This is a genomic window from Parasedimentitalea nitratireducens, assembly GCF_057444295.1.
Window position 1 is genome coordinate 40,604 of sequence record NZ_JBYAXC010000006.1, and the last position, 17,319, is coordinate 57,922.

20 protein-coding genes are annotated in these 17,319 nt (G+C 55.9%); 8 read left to right on the forward strand and 12 right to left on the reverse strand.

All coding sequences use genetic code 11. The features are described 5' to 3' along the window. Nucleotides 1–17: 17 nt before the first annotated feature. Genes AC2T28_RS16905 through AC2T28_RS16915 form a run of 3 tightly spaced genes read right to left on the reverse strand, consistent with a single transcriptional unit; the run spans nucleotide 18 to nucleotide 2,009 of the window. Nucleotides 18–545: a DUF6446 family protein gene (locus AC2T28_RS16905; RefSeq protein WP_486749816.1), complete on the reverse strand. Its 528-nt coding sequence runs from the start codon at nucleotides 543–545 to the stop codon at nucleotides 18–20. 43 nt (nucleotides 546–588) lie between these two features. After that, entirely contained in the window at nucleotides 589–1,083 is a 495-nt protein-coding gene (locus AC2T28_RS16910) for a hypothetical protein (RefSeq protein ID WP_486749817.1), read from the reverse strand. Continuing rightward, nucleotides 1,080–2,009, reverse strand: coding sequence for a glycine--tRNA ligase subunit alpha (locus AC2T28_RS16915; RefSeq protein WP_486749818.1), 930 nt, complete (start codon nucleotides 2,007–2,009; stop codon nucleotides 1,080–1,082). The genes AC2T28_RS16910 and AC2T28_RS16915 overlap by 4 nt, the downstream gene beginning before the upstream one ends. A gap of 245 nt (nucleotides 2,010–2,254) precedes the next feature. Between AC2T28_RS16915 and AC2T28_RS16920 the strand changes: the two genes are divergently transcribed. After that, entirely contained in the window at nucleotides 2,255–4,024 is a 1,770-nt protein-coding gene (locus AC2T28_RS16920; RefSeq protein ID WP_486749819.1) for a trypsin-like peptidase domain-containing protein, read from the forward strand. 105 nt (nucleotides 4,025–4,129) lie between these two features. Here AC2T28_RS16920 and AC2T28_RS16925 read toward each other — a convergent pair whose 3' ends face one another. The 5 genes from AC2T28_RS16925 to AC2T28_RS16945 form a co-directional block, all read right to left on the reverse strand. Further along, a complete protein-coding gene (locus AC2T28_RS16925) occupies nucleotides 4,130–4,771 on the reverse strand; it encodes an SDR family NAD(P)-dependent oxidoreductase (RefSeq protein ID WP_486749820.1) in 642 nt (213 codons plus the stop codon). Between the two features lie 29 nt (nucleotides 4,772–4,800). Beyond that, nucleotides 4,801–5,343: a DUF1178 family protein gene (locus AC2T28_RS16930; protein WP_486749821.1), complete on the reverse strand. Its 543-nt coding sequence runs from the start codon at nucleotides 5,341–5,343 to the stop codon at nucleotides 4,801–4,803. A 56-nt stretch (nucleotides 5,344–5,399) separates the two neighbouring features. Then, complete coding sequence (locus AC2T28_RS16935) at nucleotides 5,400–5,876, reverse strand: NUDIX hydrolase (RefSeq protein ID WP_486749822.1); 477 nt, start codon at nucleotides 5,874–5,876, stop codon at nucleotides 5,400–5,402. 119 nt (nucleotides 5,877–5,995) lie between these two features. Then, nucleotides 5,996–6,772, reverse strand: coding sequence for an EcsC family protein (locus tag AC2T28_RS16940; protein ID WP_486749823.1), 777 nt, complete (start codon nucleotides 6,770–6,772; stop codon nucleotides 5,996–5,998). 47 nt (nucleotides 6,773–6,819) lie between these two features. Then, a complete protein-coding gene (locus tag AC2T28_RS16945; protein WP_486749824.1) occupies nucleotides 6,820–7,308 on the reverse strand; it encodes a GNAT family N-acetyltransferase in 489 nt (162 codons plus the stop codon). Nucleotides 7,309–7,386: 78 nt separating this feature from the next. Here AC2T28_RS16945 and AC2T28_RS16950 point away from each other — a divergent pair, with 78 nt between their 5' ends. Next, a complete protein-coding gene (locus AC2T28_RS16950; RefSeq protein ID WP_486749825.1) occupies nucleotides 7,387–7,995 on the forward strand; it encodes a flavin reductase family protein in 609 nt (202 codons plus the stop codon). Nucleotides 7,996–8,004: 9 nt separating this feature from the next. Here the strand turns inward: AC2T28_RS16950 and AC2T28_RS16955 are convergent, their stop codons facing one another. Further along, nucleotides 8,005–8,397 carry a hypothetical protein gene (locus tag AC2T28_RS16955; RefSeq protein WP_486749826.1) on the reverse strand — a complete coding sequence of 131 codons (393 nt, stop codon included), beginning with the start codon at nucleotides 8,395–8,397 and terminating at the stop codon, nucleotides 8,005–8,007. A gap of 123 nt (nucleotides 8,398–8,520) precedes the next feature. Next, nucleotides 8,521–8,955, reverse strand: a complete 435-nt coding sequence (locus tag AC2T28_RS16960) for a hypothetical protein (RefSeq protein WP_486749827.1) — start codon at nucleotides 8,953–8,955, stop codon at nucleotides 8,521–8,523. A 218-nt stretch (nucleotides 8,956–9,173) separates the two neighbouring features. On the opposite strand from AC2T28_RS16960, the gene AC2T28_RS16965 reads away from it, so the two are divergent. Continuing rightward, the gene (locus AC2T28_RS16965; RefSeq protein ID WP_486749828.1) at nucleotides 9,174–9,812 is read left to right on the forward strand and encodes a CatB-related O-acetyltransferase; all 639 of its coding nucleotides are present in this window, start codon (nucleotides 9,174–9,176) and stop codon (nucleotides 9,810–9,812) included. Between the two features lie 311 nt (nucleotides 9,813–10,123). Here AC2T28_RS16965 and AC2T28_RS16970 read toward each other — a convergent pair whose 3' ends face one another. Continuing rightward, complete coding sequence (locus AC2T28_RS16970) at nucleotides 10,124–11,767, reverse strand: SulP family inorganic anion transporter (protein WP_486749829.1); 1,644 nt, start codon at nucleotides 11,765–11,767, stop codon at nucleotides 10,124–10,126. 97 nt (nucleotides 11,768–11,864) lie between these two features. Next, nucleotides 11,865–12,362: a DUF2938 family protein gene (locus AC2T28_RS16975; RefSeq protein WP_486749830.1), complete on the reverse strand. Its 498-nt coding sequence runs from the start codon at nucleotides 12,360–12,362 to the stop codon at nucleotides 11,865–11,867. Between the two features lie 71 nt (nucleotides 12,363–12,433). Here AC2T28_RS16975 and AC2T28_RS16980 point away from each other — a divergent pair, with 71 nt between their 5' ends. The 5 genes from AC2T28_RS16980 to AC2T28_RS17000 all read left to right on the forward strand — a co-directional run bounded on the left by AC2T28_RS16980 (nucleotide 12,434) and on the right by AC2T28_RS17000 (nucleotide 17,282). After that, nucleotides 12,434–12,850, forward strand: a complete 417-nt coding sequence (locus AC2T28_RS16980) for a helix-turn-helix domain-containing protein (RefSeq protein ID WP_486749831.1) — start codon at nucleotides 12,434–12,436, stop codon at nucleotides 12,848–12,850. Nucleotides 12,851–12,964: 114 nt separating this feature from the next. Continuing rightward, the gene (locus AC2T28_RS16985) at nucleotides 12,965–14,515 is read left to right on the forward strand and encodes a pentapeptide repeat-containing protein (protein ID WP_486749832.1); all 1,551 of its coding nucleotides are present in this window, start codon (nucleotides 12,965–12,967) and stop codon (nucleotides 14,513–14,515) included. 77 nt (nucleotides 14,516–14,592) lie between these two features. Next, complete coding sequence (locus tag AC2T28_RS16990; RefSeq protein ID WP_486750005.1) at nucleotides 14,593–15,456, forward strand: S-methyl-5'-thioadenosine phosphorylase; 864 nt, start codon at nucleotides 14,593–14,595, stop codon at nucleotides 15,454–15,456. A gap of 127 nt (nucleotides 15,457–15,583) precedes the next feature. Further along, a complete protein-coding gene (locus AC2T28_RS16995) occupies nucleotides 15,584–16,594 on the forward strand; it encodes a DUF418 domain-containing protein (protein WP_486749833.1) in 1,011 nt (336 codons plus the stop codon). A 58-nt stretch (nucleotides 16,595–16,652) separates the two neighbouring features. Then, nucleotides 16,653–17,282 carry a LysE family translocator gene (locus AC2T28_RS17000; RefSeq protein ID WP_486749834.1) on the forward strand — a complete coding sequence of 210 codons (630 nt, stop codon included), beginning with the start codon at nucleotides 16,653–16,655 and terminating at the stop codon, nucleotides 17,280–17,282. Nucleotides 17,283–17,319 lie beyond the last annotated feature (37 nt).

Consider the following 17,319-nt stretch of genomic DNA (forward strand, 5'->3'; position numbering starts at 1 on the left):
GCGTTCGCGGACCTGAATTACTGGCCTGCCTCTGGTCGTTCTGGGCAGGCTTCTCCTACCACGGTTCCGTCATAAGCCTTTTTGCCGCAATTGTTCAGCTCATGCCAGACAAAGCCTTGACCCTCGTCAGTCACCGCAACAACGCGGTCCACGCCATACGAGATGTTTTTAATAGAAAGGAAGGCCGTGGCGGTACCAGCCTCAAGTGCCGCACCAATAGTTTGGGCATCAAAGCAGTCGAACCATCCCGGCGCGATGCGGGGCTGGTGATGATCGGAAACCGTGTAGGTCTGTGCTAATTCTTCACGACTCAGCGAGCTTGTGAAACAGGCCCGATAGCGGATGGGAGAGCTGCTGGCATCAATGGCCTGAAAATCGGCATAGTCGATTGCCACCCCTTTTTCACTATCCTGAAGCACAAGAACGACATCGTGACCGGGGTTCGGCACAACCTCTTCGTAGTAGCCATAAACCTGCAGATAGTACATTCCGCCGCCAGCGCCCACTGCGCACACAACAAGAAGGATGGCCAGAAACTTACCCATTATACTTCGTTCCTCATCGTAGCTTCTACGTACCGCTTCAAGTTCACTCACCTTGAATCCGCTGCTCATAAGAGCGCATTAAAAAATTTCCAGCCGACATTGACCGTCGCACTCCACGAGACTCACTATGCTCTTCCTGATCTTTCGTCACCGCATGCGAGATCAAAAACGTACCCTCGGTCTCGCACTCTTTCATAACCTCTAAGAACCAAGTCATGTAAGAAGTAGGCAGTTCGACGGAGTATTCGAAGCCATCATCACCAAGTGGTGTCAGCCAGAACAAGTTGTCTTTCGGCCAGCTACAGTATTCATCCGGTCCAGTATTGGCTTCACCAAGGAAAGCAATATCAAGACACACAAATCCATCCGCCTTGAGCAAGCTCTGGTCTGTATCCCAGAAATCTTGCCCCTTATCGTAGACGAAATGGCCTCGCGCCATGATTGTTTGACGTACCGGACGCCAATTCCCCGTTTTAGGATTCACACCACTTTCAAGTTGTTTCTTGAAAGTGTGAAATTGCATGAACAGTGCTGTCACGCTGCCCAGCCGCCCGCCTCTGTCTGTACAAAAGCGTCAGAGCATTGCTTGGCCAGCGCCCGCACCCGGCCGATATAGGCCTGACGCTCAGTCACCGAGATCACGCCGCGCGCATCCAGCAGATTGAACAAATGGCTGGCTTTGATGCACTGGTCATAGGCCGGATGCACCATCAGAATGCGCTTGCCCGTCTTGGGGTCTTCGTGTGGCAAGTCCAGAATTGCTTGACATTCCGCCTCTGCCTCTTCGAACTGCTTTAGCAACACATCGGTGTTGGCCACGTCAAAGTTCCAGCGCGCGTAGTCTTCCTCGGCCTGCTTGTAAATATCGCCATACTTTAGCGCGATAGGTGCATCGGGGTCGTTAAATGGCATGTCCATCACATGGTCGATCCCCAGCACATACATCGCCAGACGCTCCAGACCATATGTCAGCTCACCCGAGACCGGGGTGCAGTCATGGCCGCCAACCTGTTGGAAGTAGGTAAACTGGCTGACTTCCATCCCATCACACCAAACCTCCCAGCCCAGCCCCCAGGCCCCCAGTGTTGGGCTTTCCCAGTCATCCTCGACAAAGCGGATGTCATGCATGTCCATATTGATGCCAATGGCAGCAAGTGAGCCCAGATACAGCTCCTGCAGATTGGGCGGGCTTGGCTTGATCAGCACCTGGTACTGATAGAAGTGCTGCAACCGGTTGGGGTTCTCACCATAGCGCCCATCGGTCGGGCGGCGCGACGGCTGCACATAGGCAGCGGCCCAGGGCTTTGATCCCAATGAGCGCAGCGTGGTTGCTGGGTGGAATGTCCCTGCCCCAACTTCCATGTCATAGGGCTGCAGCATCGCGCAGCCTTTGCCGGCCCAATAGCTCTGAAGCCGCAGGATGATCTCTTGGAACGAGCGCGGGGCGCCATTGGTCTGGGTCATGTCTTCTTCCCTGTTGGGGCTGCAAATGCGCTGTCTTTCCTATGCAAGCCCCCGGTCAGGGTCAACGACACATGTGGCGTGATCATGCACAGAAGTGAAAAAACGCCGAAATCTCTGACAAAAGTTGTTTCCAGCATAAAATGAAGCTTCAAGACACGAATTCCCCCCCGTATCAGGCATTCCCTTTGAAGCTCTAAAATGTTTAATTGCGCAAAATTTGACTCCCCAGGGATAAAGGAACTGCAATGAGAACCTTCTTTGCTTCGATGATGCTTGCGCTGATGGCGCTGGCTACAACTTTGCCAGGTACGGCAACAGCTCAGCAGGTCTCTCCTGACTCGGTTTGGATTCAGGTCGCAGCGCATCCTTCTTTGAACGCGGCCAAGGAGCGTGCATTGGGCTTGTCCTCGCAATTGCCAGACGTCAACGGATTTGCACTGGGTGGCGGATGGTACGGCGTGCTGCTCGGCCCTTACACCCGCGCCGATGCCGAACGTGCTCTTCAGGTGTACCGCAGCCAGGGTCAGATCCCCCGTGACAGCTTCATCGCATTTGGCCGCAATCTGCGACAGCCGTTCTGGCCAGCTGCAGGTGGCGCCGCCAGCACTCCGGTGACAACGCTGCCAGCAACCATTCAGCCCGAAACAGTCCAAGCTGAAACAACTGAGGTCGCCCCTACTCCGGCACCCGCCGACGAAACCCCAGCCCAGGCCAAACGTAGCGAGCGCGCGCTAACCAAAGATGAGCGTAAAGCCCTGCAGATCGCCCTGAAAGCCGCCGGTTTTTACAACGCCGCCATTGATGGGTCTTTTGGCCGCGGCACGCGTGGCTCTATGCGCGACTGGCAAGCCGCCAACGGCTATGAGCTCACCGGGATCTTGACCACATTGCAGCGCAAGGCACTGATGGACGAATACAATGCACCGCTGATTTCGGTGGGCATGGCCGAGATGACCAATACCGATGCAGGCATTTCGATGCAGATCCCCGCTGGTGAAGTTGCATTTGCCCACTTTGAGCCCCCGTTTGCCCACTACGATAGCAAAGGCAATTTAGGCGCACGACTGCTGCTGATCTCGCAGCCGGGCGACAAGCGCACTCTGTTTGGTCTTTATGACATCTTGCAAACCCTGGAAATTGTACCTCTGGTTGGCCCGCGGGAACGTGGTAACAGCAGCTTTACCATCGAAGGTCGCGGCAATGGCATCGTCTCCTTCACCCAGGCAAGCCTGAATAATGGTGAGATAAAGGGCTTCACACTTATCTGGCCCGCTGGCGACGAAGACCGTCGCACACGTGTCTTAACTGAAATGCGCACAAGTTTCACTCGCATCGACGGTGTTCTGGACCCAGCAGCCGGTGGTGATGCCCAGCAAAACGTTGATCTGCTCTCCGGTCTACAAATCCGCAAGCCGCGCATCTCGCGCACTGGTTTTTATGTGGATGGCGAAGGTGCCGTATTGACCACCTCGGATGTGGTTGGAAACTGCGCCCGGATCACGCTGGATCACGACTATGCCGCAACTCTTCTCAGCAACGACACCGCCAATGGTTTGGCTGTTCTGCGCCCCGAGACACCTCTTGCGCCCATGGCCGTAGCCGAGCTCACCACCAGCGCGCCGCGTCTGCAGTCCGAAATCGCTGTTTCTGGTTTTTCCTACGAAGGCGTTCTAGGTGCCCCTAGTTTGACTTGGGGAACCCTGGCAGATGTCAAAGACCTAAGTGGGGATGCCGGGATCGCACGCTTGGATCTGGCAACACAACCTGGTGATGCGGGTGGTCCGGTTCTAGATGGCTCGGGCGCAGTTCTGGGCATGTTGTTGCCGCAACAGATCGGATCTCAACAATTGCCGCAAGGTGTTAGTTTTGCCGCCAATGCGGATGCAATCCGGCAGGCTCTGACCCAAGCGGGTGTAAGTGCCAGCGATCACACCACTGATGCAGGTCCTTTGCACAATACAGCAATGAACCGGTTGGTAAATGGCATGACAGTGCTAGTCAGCTGCTGGAACTGATAGAAGACCAAAATGCAAGATACGCCGAGCCCCCGGGCTCGGCATATTTGTTTCTACGTCCATGATATGTGTAGGGTGTGTGCTTGCACGCACCATTGGTGCCGATCAAAATGCGTGGATGCGGCCATCCCAGGTGTGAAAGCAGCCCGTGGTGGCAATGTTCAACACATCAAATTCATTCAACAAACCAGTCGCCGATTCCTGCACTGAAATTTCCCCCTGCTCGCCGCCCATATCTGTGCGAACCCAGCCTGGGTGATAAATGCCCACAGCAATTCCTTCCGGAGCCAAATCAACCGCCAGGTTGCGGCCGATATTCAACGCTGCTGCCTTTGAGGCGCGATAGGCATAGCTGCCGCCAGGCGCCAACGCATGACTGGCCATCTGCGATGAGATAATCGCGATCTTTGGCTCTGCAGCCATACGCAAATTGGGCAACAGGGCCTGTACCGTCATGAACACGCCGGTCACATTGGTTGCCAGTGATGTGGCCCAAACCTCGGCTGTGTAGTCTTCCAGGGCCATGCCCTTGTCCAAATAGACACCCGCATTGCACACCAGCAAATCAACCGGTTGATCCTTCATCTGTGCCGCAAATCGTGCCTGCTGACCTGGGTCCGAGACATTCAGCCGGGTGTCGGTCGAGTGGTCGCGTGCCGTCGCCGTGACGTCATGCCCGGCAACCCGAAACTGGGTTACCATTTCGCGGCCGATGCCACGGCTGGCTCCTGTAACAACAACATGCATACCGCCAAACTACCTTGTAATCGTTGTCTTCAGTTGGTCTTGCGATTGGGCAAAAAAGGCAACGGCAAAACCGGCACCCCTTCTTCGATTAGCTCTTTGGCCTCGTCCAACCGGGCCTCGCCATAGATGGCACGCCCGGGCGCATCACCTTCATGCATTGCCCGTGCCTCGGTGACAAAATCCTTGCCGACATAGTCCGAATTGTCTTCTACCTTGCGACGCAACTCAGCCATGGCCTTCTCGGTCTCGGTGCTGGGCATGCTGAGTGCCCCCGTCATAGGGCCTGACGGAACAGTCTGATCAGACTGCTGTTGCGGCACCTCAGCTGGCACCCCAGTATCGCCGGATGGTGTCTTAGCTTCCTGTGATGGAGCTTCGGGCTCTCCTCGCCCGGATACGGCTTTGCGACCTGGTCGAACGCGTGGCGTCATGATCGCCTTTTCAACATCACCGGTACCACAAACAGCGCAAGAGACCAGACTGGCAGCCGCCAGTTTGTCAAACGCGGCAGCAGACTGAAACCAGCTGTCAAAGGTGTGGCCATCGGCACATTTCAGGGCGTACTGTATCATTTCATGCTCTCGTTTCGCGCCTCTGATTAAAGCGCTCGCTGATACAAGATCAAGTGTTATGCGCTATGTACCCGTAGAACATCTGGGTGAAACTCTTGCAAGATACGAGCCAACTCTGGTTCTTGCACCATGTCGGCGGCCTTACGCGATGAAAACCATTGGCGAGATCTTTGCCCCCTTTCAGGAAACTCTTCAGCCAAATCGCTGACAGCAACCGGGTAAACCATCACCATAATCGCCAGTGGCGCGTCCCGTCCCAGCCACTTTTGATAGGAATACAGTCCAAGACACTGGTTCAAGGCCTCGCCTTGGACACCCGCCTCTTCCCAGGCTTCCTGTGCCGCCGAATCCGCCGGTGTGCGGCCATCTATTGGCCAACCTTTTGGTAGTACCCATCGCCCGGATCCACGCGATGTCACCAGCAGAATTTTGACCTTCCCCTTTTTGCTAACACGATAGCAAAGAGCTGCAAACTGACTGCGCACATCCCGTTTGTTTGCGGCATTTGTGGTGATCGGAAGCTGGGTAATCATGGTGTTATGCCCCTATGACCGCCCCTAACATACACTCGAACAGCAGTATTTACATGTAAAACAATGATGACACCTGTTTATCCGCATATCAGGGTCATGAAACGTGGTCCCTTCGGGCCTCATCCCTTGGAGACTGCAGGCTGCAGCCGCACCTGAAGTTGCTGCACCAGATCCTGATGTGGAACATCCGCATCAATGGCCAGTCTGCGAAGCCCAAAATGCACCTGCGCCATTTTTTGATAGTATCCAGAAAACACGTAGTTGGTTGAAGCCCCCGCAACCGCGCCCAACACAGGTACGGCCTGCGCAGCCAGTTTTTGCCCCATAACGATACCCAACTTTGGTGCCACCTGAGCAATCAGTTTCTGTAAGGCCCCTCCCGACAAGCTTAGTCTCAGCGACAAAAAGCCCAGATCCGCCCCATCGTCATGTGCTAGCGGCCCAGCTGCAGAAAACACCCGAATACAGTCAAAGGTGACACTCTCCGCTTCAGGATCGAACCCATGTTCAGCTGCAACACCCTGAATGCTGCGCAGCAAAAAGGCGGTGGTTGCAGGCAGCTCAACCAGTGCCCCGGGTAATCCACCAACACCACCTGCGGCCCCCATCGCTGCGCTGACCATCCGGTTGGTCTTGGCACTCTTGTCCGGGACTGCGCGGCGTGATTTGGTTGCGGCCTCCATGGCCAGTTTCAAAGCTTGCTCGGTGGCGCCGCTCAACCCAGTTCGCACTTGCTCCGGTAGGTGATCCAACAGGCTTTCAGCCTTGCCCCCCACCATGTTCAGAAGTTGCACACCTATGCCCGCAGCATTGCGGTACCGCTCGGCCAGCGCATCAAGTTCGGCTTCGGTTTGCTCTGGGTTTAGCCCTCGCGCGGGCGACAATATCTCGGTCAAAATAGCCTCCTCTATTCCACAATAGATTGGTCATCTCATACCAGATTTCAACCCTGCCAGCGACGCACCTTGCCGCAAACCCCATCCCAAGCCCCCTGTTGGAACGACAGACCCAACACCCGATCCGGGTTAGTAGGCGGCGGCATTTCCACACCCTCCAGGCGCTCAAACCCAAACCGCTGGTAATAAGGCGCATCCCCTACCAACAACACGCGGGCCCAGCCGCTACCTTCTGCTTGGGCAAGGGAATCACGGATCAGCGCGCCCCCCAAACCCTCCCCCTGGTGTGTTGGATGAACCGCAACCGGCCCCAGCAAAAGCGCATCCACCGGCCCAACATGCACCGGCCAAAACCGGATTGCGCCCGCAAGAATGCCCATTTCATCCCGCGCCACCTGGCTTAGTCCCAAAACCGGGGGAACATCATCGCGCAAACGGTACGACGACAGCGCCTCACGCCCCGGCGCAAAACACAGGTCATACAGCGCTTCCACTTCCCAGCGGTCCTGCGGCTGTTCCGCTTTCAGCTCGATCACGGCGCGTGGCCTCCCAAACTCAGACTGGCAATCGCCCTAGCACGGGTCTAAGCCTTGGGCAAACATTTGGAGACACGCATGTTCTATCGCCCCGAAGATGGCCACGGATTGCCGCATAACCCGTTTAACGCCATCGTCACCCCGCGCCCCATCGGCTGGATCTCCTCTCGCTCCGCTGACGGTGTCAACAATCTCGCGCCCTACTCGTTTTTCAATGCCGTTGCCTATGAACCACCACAGGTGATGTTTGCCTCGACCAGCGCCAAGCCCGACCAAGAAGGCACCAAGGACAGCGTTGCCAACATTGTTGAGACCGGTGTGTTCTGCGTCAATATCGTCGAATACGCCATGCGCGACGCCATGAATGCCTCCTCAGCCGCCCTGCCCCGTGAAGTGGACGAATTTGCCTATGCGGGTCTAGACACAGCAGAATGTAGCCTAATCCCCTGCGCCCGTGTTGCCGGTGCGCCAGCGGCTTTGGAGTGCGAGCTGACCAAGGTGGTCGGCCTTCCCGGCGAGGCCAACTGTGTGGTCTTTGGTGAGGTGGTTGGCGTCCACATGCGTGACGATTGCCTGATCGACGGCGCGTTCGATGTCACTACCTTTCAACCGCTGGCCCGACTGGGCTATCGCGATTACTCGGTGGTTCGCGAGGTGTTCAGTCTGACCCGACCAGGCGAGACCTAAACGAGCAATCTATTCCCCACGGATTACGATATTCGGTTCGTCCAGACAAAATCCAAGGATGACAGTCACCGAAGTAGGGAATTCGGGGCTGTCAAACACCACGTGGGCCCGCCCCCACTGGCTGCTTGCAGGCTCGCTACCGTGTGACATAAACGCCGTGCAAGTACCTGCGCCCTGACCGATCCAATATGCCGCGTGACTGCTGCGATCAGAGTAGTTCCCAGCCAACCCAGGAATAATCAATTTAGCAGGATAAGCATCAACGTTGGTAAAAGAGAAGATGGCAGCACCCCCCTCCTCTGCCTCATACACAATTTGCCCCATGTCACTTGTCCAAACCTCGTCAGCCAATACCGGTGCAGCCAACAGGGACAGAACAGCGGCGAAACGAAATGCATTCATGGGAAACTCCTGATCAGATCAATGCAGAAAAGGTGTCATAATTTCGGCAATGAAGATAGAGGCCAGATTGCTAGTATTTCAGTGCACCCGCAGCCCCGAGCTATACCGGAGAGACTGTTCGCATCAGTCGTGAACAACATGCCAATCGCGTTCGACAAATAGAGTTTCAGCTTGCCCTGGGACCCCAACCCATTCGGCTGCCGCCTGCAAATCGTCAAAAATACGGATTTTCAACATCGGCGAAAAATCAGCAAAGCCCATGTACATTCTCGAGATTCCATATGAAATTTCTGTAGGAGAAAACAACGCCTGTTTAATCGGCACCGAACGTGCTTCCAGCGCTGTCTTGACCATCGAACTTTGAGAGAACATGTCAGTTGCGGTCATTTCAGTTGAGGTAAGCTCAGACAGATCCGAAATACAGTTTGTGAATGGCCCCACTCCAAACTCTTCAGAAATCTGCTGAAATAACCTAAGTTGCTGCTGGTTGGTGCTGCGCCCCTTGTAGACCATAAGCATCACTTCGAAGGACGACAGATAATCGAAGTACACGGTCATGAACTTGTTTCTCCGCTCCACTGTTTTCTGATACTACAGGGAAACTCTTTGGGGGTATCCGCCAATTGGTCCTTGGGGGTATCCGCCAATTGGTCCACTGTACCGATGACTTGGGCAATTGGTAAGAACTCGAAGTGAAATTGTCCAAAATGGAGGGTATGATGGACCAGCACCTGTAACATACGAAAATCCCCACATTTTCCAGTACAGGAGGCCTCATGCCTTACTCCATGCTCGACGCCAACAGCGTCCACCCTATCGTCTTGCCTGATGGCCAGCCCCACCTTGGCACCGTTTTTCTGCGCAATGTTGTAGATCACCCCAAATTTCAGGTTGGGGATTACACCTATGCTTCAGACTTTGATCCACCACCACTGGACGGCTGGGCCAACCATCTGGCCCCCTACCTGTTTCCAATGTCACAGGAAACACTGCAAATCGGCCGCTACTGTCAGATTGCCCATGGCGTCCGTTTTATCAGCGCCAGCGCCAACCACGCCATGAATGGGCTAACTTGTTATCCATTTCCTGTGTTTGACCCCAAACAAATGACAGGCTTTCAGCCTGACACCCGCGATACAGTCATCGGCCACGACGTCTGGTTCGGCTATGGCGCCCTGATCCTACCCGGCGCGCACATCGGAGATGGTACCATCATCGGCGCAGGCGCAGTGGTGCGCGGCAAGGTCCCGCCTTATGCCGTGGTCACCGGCAATCCCGGCACAGTCGCAAGTTTTCGGTTCGCACAAGACCAGATTGATCAACTGCTAGACTTGCAGTGGTGGCACTGGTCCGCTGATCGCATCGCCGCCGCCAGGCCCGCACTCCAAGCTGGAGACCTCACGAGCCTAATCTAAAGATCGCTGTTTCGGAGCCGCCGTCACCTGAATCCGCAGCGCCAGCTCGGTTGCGCCGGGCCAAGAGAAATCGCCGAGGGGCCCCGCCCTTGCAGGGAGACGGTTATTTCTCTTGGTGTGGGGGGGGGCGAGATGGCAGCCAAGGCTCAGGTGATGGCAGATCTGAAACAGCAGATCGCTGTTTTGGTGAGACCCAAGCCTCTTAACACTTACAAACAGAAAGGCCGACCTGAATACCAGATCGACCTCTCCTCAATTTACAATCAAACAATCCAGTATGCGCCCTCGGGCGCACTCCGCTTTGTTAGGGCTTAGTGCCCGCCTAGGATCCCGGTCTTGACCGAATAGTCCACCGCAACCTGATATTCAGGGTCGTCATCACTATCGATCATCAAGTGTCCAGCCTTGGTCAGCAACTGATGGCAGTCCCGGCTCAGGTGGCGCAGGGTCAGGGTTTTACCAGCGGCCTCATACTTACCAGCCAGCGCCTCAATCGCCTGCAACGCCGATTGGTCAACAACACGGCTGCGGGCAAAGTCTACAATCACTCGGTCAGCATCGTTTTCAACATCAAACAACTCGGTAAAGCCATCGGTCGAACCAAAGAACAACGGGCCTTCGATCTCATAAACCCGCGCCCCTTTGTCGCTTTCAGAATCCCGCACATTGGCGTGAATACGACGCGCGTTGTTCCAGGCATAGGCCAGCGCCGAGACAATCACGCCAACCACAACCGCAATCGCCAGGTCGGTCATCACGGTGACAACTGTCACCAGAACAATCACAAAAGCATCTGTCGGCGGAACCTTCCGCAAAATCTTAAGCGAGTTCCAGGCAAAAGTGCCGATCACCACCATGAACATCACACCCACCAGCGCAGCCAGTGGAATTTGCTCAATCAGGCTCGACGCCCACACGATGAACAACAGCAGGAACAGCGCCGCAGCAAGGCCAGCAATCCGGGTACGGCCACCTGAATTCACATTGATCATCGACTGACCAATCATCGCACATCCGCCCATACCGCCAAAGAACCCAGTGACAACATTTGAAGCCCCCTGGGCCATACACTCCTGGCTGGTTCCGCCACGCTTGCCGATGATTTCACCTACCAAGTTCAATGTCAGCAAGCTCTCAATCAGACCAATCGCCGCCAGGATCAACGCATAGGGCAGGATGATCTGCAGAGTCTCAAAATTAAACGGAGCCAGCGCCGTGCCGTACAGGCCCAGACCCTCGCCAAAGGGATTGTGGAACGCAGGGAAGCCACCCTGGATTGACGCCATGTCACCAACACGGGGCACATCCAGACCAAAAATGATCACCACAGCAGCCACGATACCAATCCCAGCCAGAGGCGCAGGGATCAGCGAGGTAATCTTGGGGGTACCCCAGATAATTACCATGGTCAGGCCAACCAGCCCCAACATCAGAAACAGCGACAGGCCAGACAGCCATTCCTCGCCACCCGTCCCAGGCACTTTAAACTGGGTCATCTGGGCCAGGAAAATCACAATCGCCAGACCATTCACAAAGCCCAGCATCACCGGATGTGGCACCAGTCGAATGAACTTGCCCCAGTGCATCACACCCGCAAAAATTTGCAAGATCCCCATCAGCACAACAGTGGCAAACAGGTATTCCACGCCATGCTGGGCAACCAGCGCAACCATCACAACCGCCAGCGCACCAGTGGCACCGGAAATCATCCCCGGCCGCCCCCCAAACAGCGCCGTGATCAACCCCACCATAAAGGCCGCATAGAGGCCAACCAGTGGGTTCACACCCGCCACAAAGGCAAAGGCCACCGCCTCGGGCACCAGCGCCAGGGCAACGGTCAAACCAGACAGGATCTCGGTCCGAACACGGGCCACAGACCAGCCCTCGTCCTGCATGATACTAAGGTTCGGCGGGGAAATGTGATTGGCCAGCAGGGCCATGGCGGCGCGTCTCATGAAAAATACCTGTCATCGGGGATTGGTGTTCTCTGCCTGCCGTTAGCGGAAAAGTGGCTACCACACAAGGCTTTCGCCCAAGGCTGGTATTGCTTTCCTAAAACACACTCTGCAATGCCACAGCACTCAGGTAGAGACCAAGCCCGAACACCACATGTGTGGTCAGGCTCTGTCGACGGGCTTTCCACGGCGCAGGTGCCAATCGGGCAGCGATACCCAGCCCCAATCCCGGTTGCATGAACACCCAAGGTAAGATCACGGTAGTGGCGCCAAATCCGATGGCCCAATCCAGCCGAGGCTGTTCAATCCAAGTCGCGCCAACCAACAGCGTCAAAGTCGCAGCCAATCCAACACCGACGATATAGTGGAACCCCCACCCCAGAGCCTTTTCACCGGGTATCGAAGCGGCTTCGGCAGGCTTGCTCAGAACAAAGGTGCCCTTAGCCATATGCCCCACCCAACGCCCAACCATAACCCAGTTCATAACGGGCTGACCAGTCAGCTTGGCCCGCAGCCATGCAAACCCATCCAATATCACTGTTGCGCCGATCCCAATCACAACGACCTTCACCAAGATCTCAAAACTCAAGCTCATTTCATCACCTTTCATTGACCTGAGGACCAAACAAAGGCATGTCTGCAACTTGAAGCCAGCTTGAGGTCAACATGAAATCTCTCGATATTGCCGAAGTGTCGCAGCGCTCGGGTTTCAGCCCCTCGGCGCTGCGGTATTACGAGAAACTGGGACTGATCCTACCGGACAGCCGCAAAGGCTTGCGTCGGCAGTATGACGAGACCGTATTGGAACGGCTGGCCCTGATCTCGATGGGGCAATCCGCCGGGTTTTCTCTGGATGAAATCGGCGCAATCTTTCAGGACAACGGCCAGTTTGAGATCGACCGCCCAAGCCTGCACGCCAAGGCGGATGAGGTGGAACAGCACATCCGCAGGCTCAAGGTTCTGGTGCGTGCCCTCCGCCATGTCGCCGACTGCTCCGCGCCCAGCCACGCCGAATGCCCCACCTTTCGCAAGATGATGGCCGAGGCCCCAAATTTGTCCTCACCGAACAGAAAACAGCCCTAAATCCAAACCCTTGTGCCCGTTGCTCGGGATCAACTAGCAAGGCTTTTGCAACGCGCAGGCTTTCCATCCCCACAACTTTCGATAGAGTGCCCGGCAGTTAAGGGAACGGAATGAATGATCAAAACCTGGCAAGACATCCAAGACCGCGGCGGCCAGGACTGGCTGACACCAGCCGAGCAAAAGCTAATCGAGGCCTGCAAATCAGGCACCACATGCGTTTTGGGAGACGGAGAGCGCCCCGAGCCAGACGATGAGCAGCCCTCTAGAACAGTGCGGGCCGAGGTTATTCGCTATTTGGCATTGGGCGGCTGTCCTGATTGTCCTGTGCACGAGATAGGGATTTTCTTGAGGGGTGCACGCATCTGTGGCTCGCTAGAACTAAGTTTTGCCACAACCAAAGGCGCTCTGGGGCTGCTGTACAGTCGGATAGAACGGGGCATTCTAGCAGAGCAAACCCGGTTCGAGAGATTAGACCTCGACGGATCTGCCATTTCTCAGCTTAACATCCTAGGCGCCACAGTACATGGCGATGTTTTTCTACGTGAGGCGCGCATCACCGGATCGATTGACTTAAGCGGAGCGACTATCGGCGGGCAGCTCGACATGTCTGGCGCACAATTTGATGCACCAGACCCCGAAGCTTTCAACGGTGAGGGCGCCACAGTACGTGGTGATGTTTTTTTACGTGACGCGCGCGTCAGTGGATCAATTGAGCTTAACGGTGCCACTATCGGTGGGCAGCTCGACATGTCTGGCGCGCAGATCCATGCGCCGGACCGCGATGCCTTTGACGGCCACCGGCTCAAGGTCAAGCAAGGCTTTTTCTGGCGCAATGTCGCCATCACAGCTGGCTCTGTGGATCTAAGCTCAGCCAAGGTGGGTGACTTGGCAGACGACGTCTCTGGCTGGCCGCCTCAGGGACAATTGTTTCTGGATGGTTTCACCTACGAACGCTTCTCCGGCTCCTCGACCCGAGCCAGCAAACGCATTGCCTGGCTGGAACAGGGCAGCGTTTGGAATGGCTACATTCACCCGCAGCCCTTTGCCCAACTTGCGCAAGTGTTTCGTGATCTGGGCCACGACACAGACGCACGTCGTGTATTGGCCCGTCGCGAACAACTGGTGCGCAAATTTGAGCGCCAGCACATGGTGGTTGTCCCCGATGGCAGCGTCAAAACGAGGCTCAAGAAAATCTGGCGAGATCTGAAGCGGTTAGTCTTGGCCGTAGGAGACCTCCTGCTGCGCCTGACCGTTGGCTATGGCCACCACCCGTTTCGCAGTCTCTGGGTGTTGGTCTTTCTGATAGCCGCTGCAATGGTTCCGGCCCAATGGGCCTGGGACGAAGGCAGCATGACGCCCAATTCGGGACCAGTCCTGGTGTCAAAGGAATGGATGTGGATCGCTGAAACCTCGTTACACCCCGCCCGCGATTGGTCTAGCATGGTTCCGGGAAAAGATTGGGAAACTTTCAATGCCCCAGCCTATGCCGCAGATCTGGTTATCCCTTTGGTGAACCTTGGCCAGACAGATGCCTGGGCCCCATCAACCGAACGCGGTCCCTGGGGACGGCACTTGTGGTGGCTTAGCTGGATTTTCACCACTGCGGGCTGGATTGTCACCGCTTTGGGCGCGGCAGCCATCACCGGGATTATTCGTCGTGACTAAGTCTTGCCAAATCGGCACAGCCCAACGACACCACACCGTGCCAATTCGAACTGGGAGAGAATGACGTGACAGACACAATGATAGGCGTGATCGGAGGCTCGGGCCTGTATGAGATTGACGGATTGCAAAACGCTGAGTGGGTGACCGTAGACTCCCCATGGGGCGATCCATCGGACCAGATCCTGACCGGCACGCTAGACGGTATCAAAATGGCGTTCTTGCCCCGGCATGGTCGTGGTCATGTGCACTCTCCAACCGAGGTTCCCTATCGCGCCAACATCGACGCGTTGAAACGTCTGGGTGTGACGGATGTGATTTCAGTCTCGGCCTGCGGCTCCTTCCGCGAGGAAATGGCTCCCGGCGATTTTGTCATCGTCGACCAATTCATCGACCGTACCTTTGCGCGCGACAAAAGCTTTTTTGGCACCGGATGTGTCGCCCATGTCAGCGTCGCCCACCCAACCTGCCCACGTCTGGGCAATGCCTGCGAAGCCGCTGCCAAAGACGCTGGCATCAATGTGCATCGCGGTGGCACCTATCTGGTGATGGAGGGGCCCCAGTTTTCGTCACTGGCAGAATCCAAAATGTACCGCGAAAGCTGGGGCTGTGATGTGATTGGCATGACCAACATGCCCGAAGCCAAACTCGCCCGCGAGGCCGAGCTTTGTTATGCCTCGGTTGCCATGGTCACCGATTACGACAGCTGGCACCCGGACCACGGCGCTGTCGACATCTCAACCATCATTGCCACCCTGCAGGGCAATTCCAGCAATGGCGGCGAACTGGTTCGGCGTTTGCCTGCCTTATTGGGTACCGAGCGCGCGCCCTGCCCGCATGGCTGCGACCGCGCACTGGAGTACGCCATTATGACAGCGCCTGAAAAACGCAACCCAGCGATGCTGGCCAAACTGGACGCGGTGGCAGGTCGGGTACTCAAGTAATCCAGGTTTTGTGAAGCCCTGATCCAGACTACATGGATTTCCCATCGGCCCACTTTACATGGGCCGATCGCTTTCCTTTGTAATAGAAAGCGCTTCACCACCGAGCGCATCAACAAAAAGGATTTTCATGCGCCTGCAAGCTCTCGACATTGCCCGTTTTCTGGCTTTCTGCGGAATGGTACTGGTCAACTTCCGGCTCGCAGCCCACGTTACCCCCGGCAACGACTGGTCCTCGGTACTGACCAATGGGCTCGAGGGTCGCTCTGCCGCGCTGTTTGTGGTGCTTGCAGGTATAGGAATTGCGCTGGCCAAGCCCCAATCCGAACTAATGCTGCTCCGGGCTGCGTTCTTATTTGTCATTGGTCTTGCCAACACGATCGTCTTTGACGCCGACATCCTGCATTTCTATGCTCTGTATTTCATCGCCGCGATCCCCTTTGTCACGACAGAAAATCGTTGGCTGTGGTGGGGGATTGTGGCGGCTATGGCTGTTAGCCTAGTGGCCCAAATCACCATGAATTACGACGCTGGCTGGAACTGGAGCACATATCAATATTCAGAGTTCTGGACCTTTACTGGCTTCTTACGCCATTCCTTCTACAATGGCTGGCATCCTGTCTTCCCTTGGGTTTCGTTTCTACTGTTCGGCATGTGGATCGGGCGACATGATTTATCGACCTCTGCGGTTCAAACTCGAATGATGTTTTGGGGTTCGGTTCTTGCCGCGGTGGCCTTGATACCGGGCTGGTTCGTCGATGACCCAGAGCTGCTCTACTTGGCCAACACCAGCTCAGTCCCTCCGGGTCCGTTCTATATGATCGCAAGCAGTGGCAGCGCCGTTGCAGTGATTGGATTGGTACTTAAAATTGAGCCAACCCTTTCTAAATGGGGCCTAACGCCGTGGCTGGCTGCGCCTGGCCGACAGGCTCTGACCCTCTATGTTGCTCATATTTATCTGGGCATTGGAATCCTCGACGAGCTGGGGCGATTGGATGGCTCACTTACCCCAATACAAATACTTGCAATAAGCCTGTCCTTTTGCGCCGCATGCATGGCCTACACTTGGCTGTGGAGGAAGAAATTCAGGCATGGGCCGCTGGAAGCCCTGATGCGGTGGACGACCAAAATTGGACGTTGACGCAAATACAATGTGCTGTCTTTGCTGTTTTGGAAAATTATAGCAGGACGAATCTCTCATGGATATAAACCTCTGGCTGACCTTTGTTGCGGCTTCGATTGCACTGCTCTTGATCCCCGGACCTACGGTTCTTTTGGTTCTCAGCTATGCGCTGTCCAAAGGCCGACAAGTAGCCGTGGCCGCAGCACTGGGCGTGGCGCTAGGGGATTTGATCGCAATGACCGCCTCGCTCGTCGGGTTGGGCGCTTTGGTGATGGCCTCGGCCACTTTGTTTACAGTGTTGAAATGGGCTGGCGCTGTCTATCTGGTCTGGCTGGGCATAAAGTTGTGGCGCAGTGCGTCGGCAGAGGGCGTAACTGAACTGGCCAACACCCGCGATGTGCAAGCCAAAGGTATCTTGGGTCATACCGCGACCGTGACAGCGCTGAACCCTAAGTCGATCGGCTTTTTCATCGCCTTTGTACCGCAGTTCATCCGCCCCGAGGGCAATCTGGCACCACAGTTTGCCATACTGATCGCTACCTTTGTGATCCTCGCCGGTTTGAATGCGCTGGCCTACGCTGTGCTGGCGGATCGCCTGCGTGGCTGGATCGCGCGCCCTTCTGTGGTGGCAAAACTGACCCGCGGCGGCGGGGTCGCTCTCATCGGCATGGGCCTGACAACCGCATTTCTGCGCCGTCCGGCCTAAGTCCCTCGGCAATAATATCTGCTGTAATTGCAGCTCG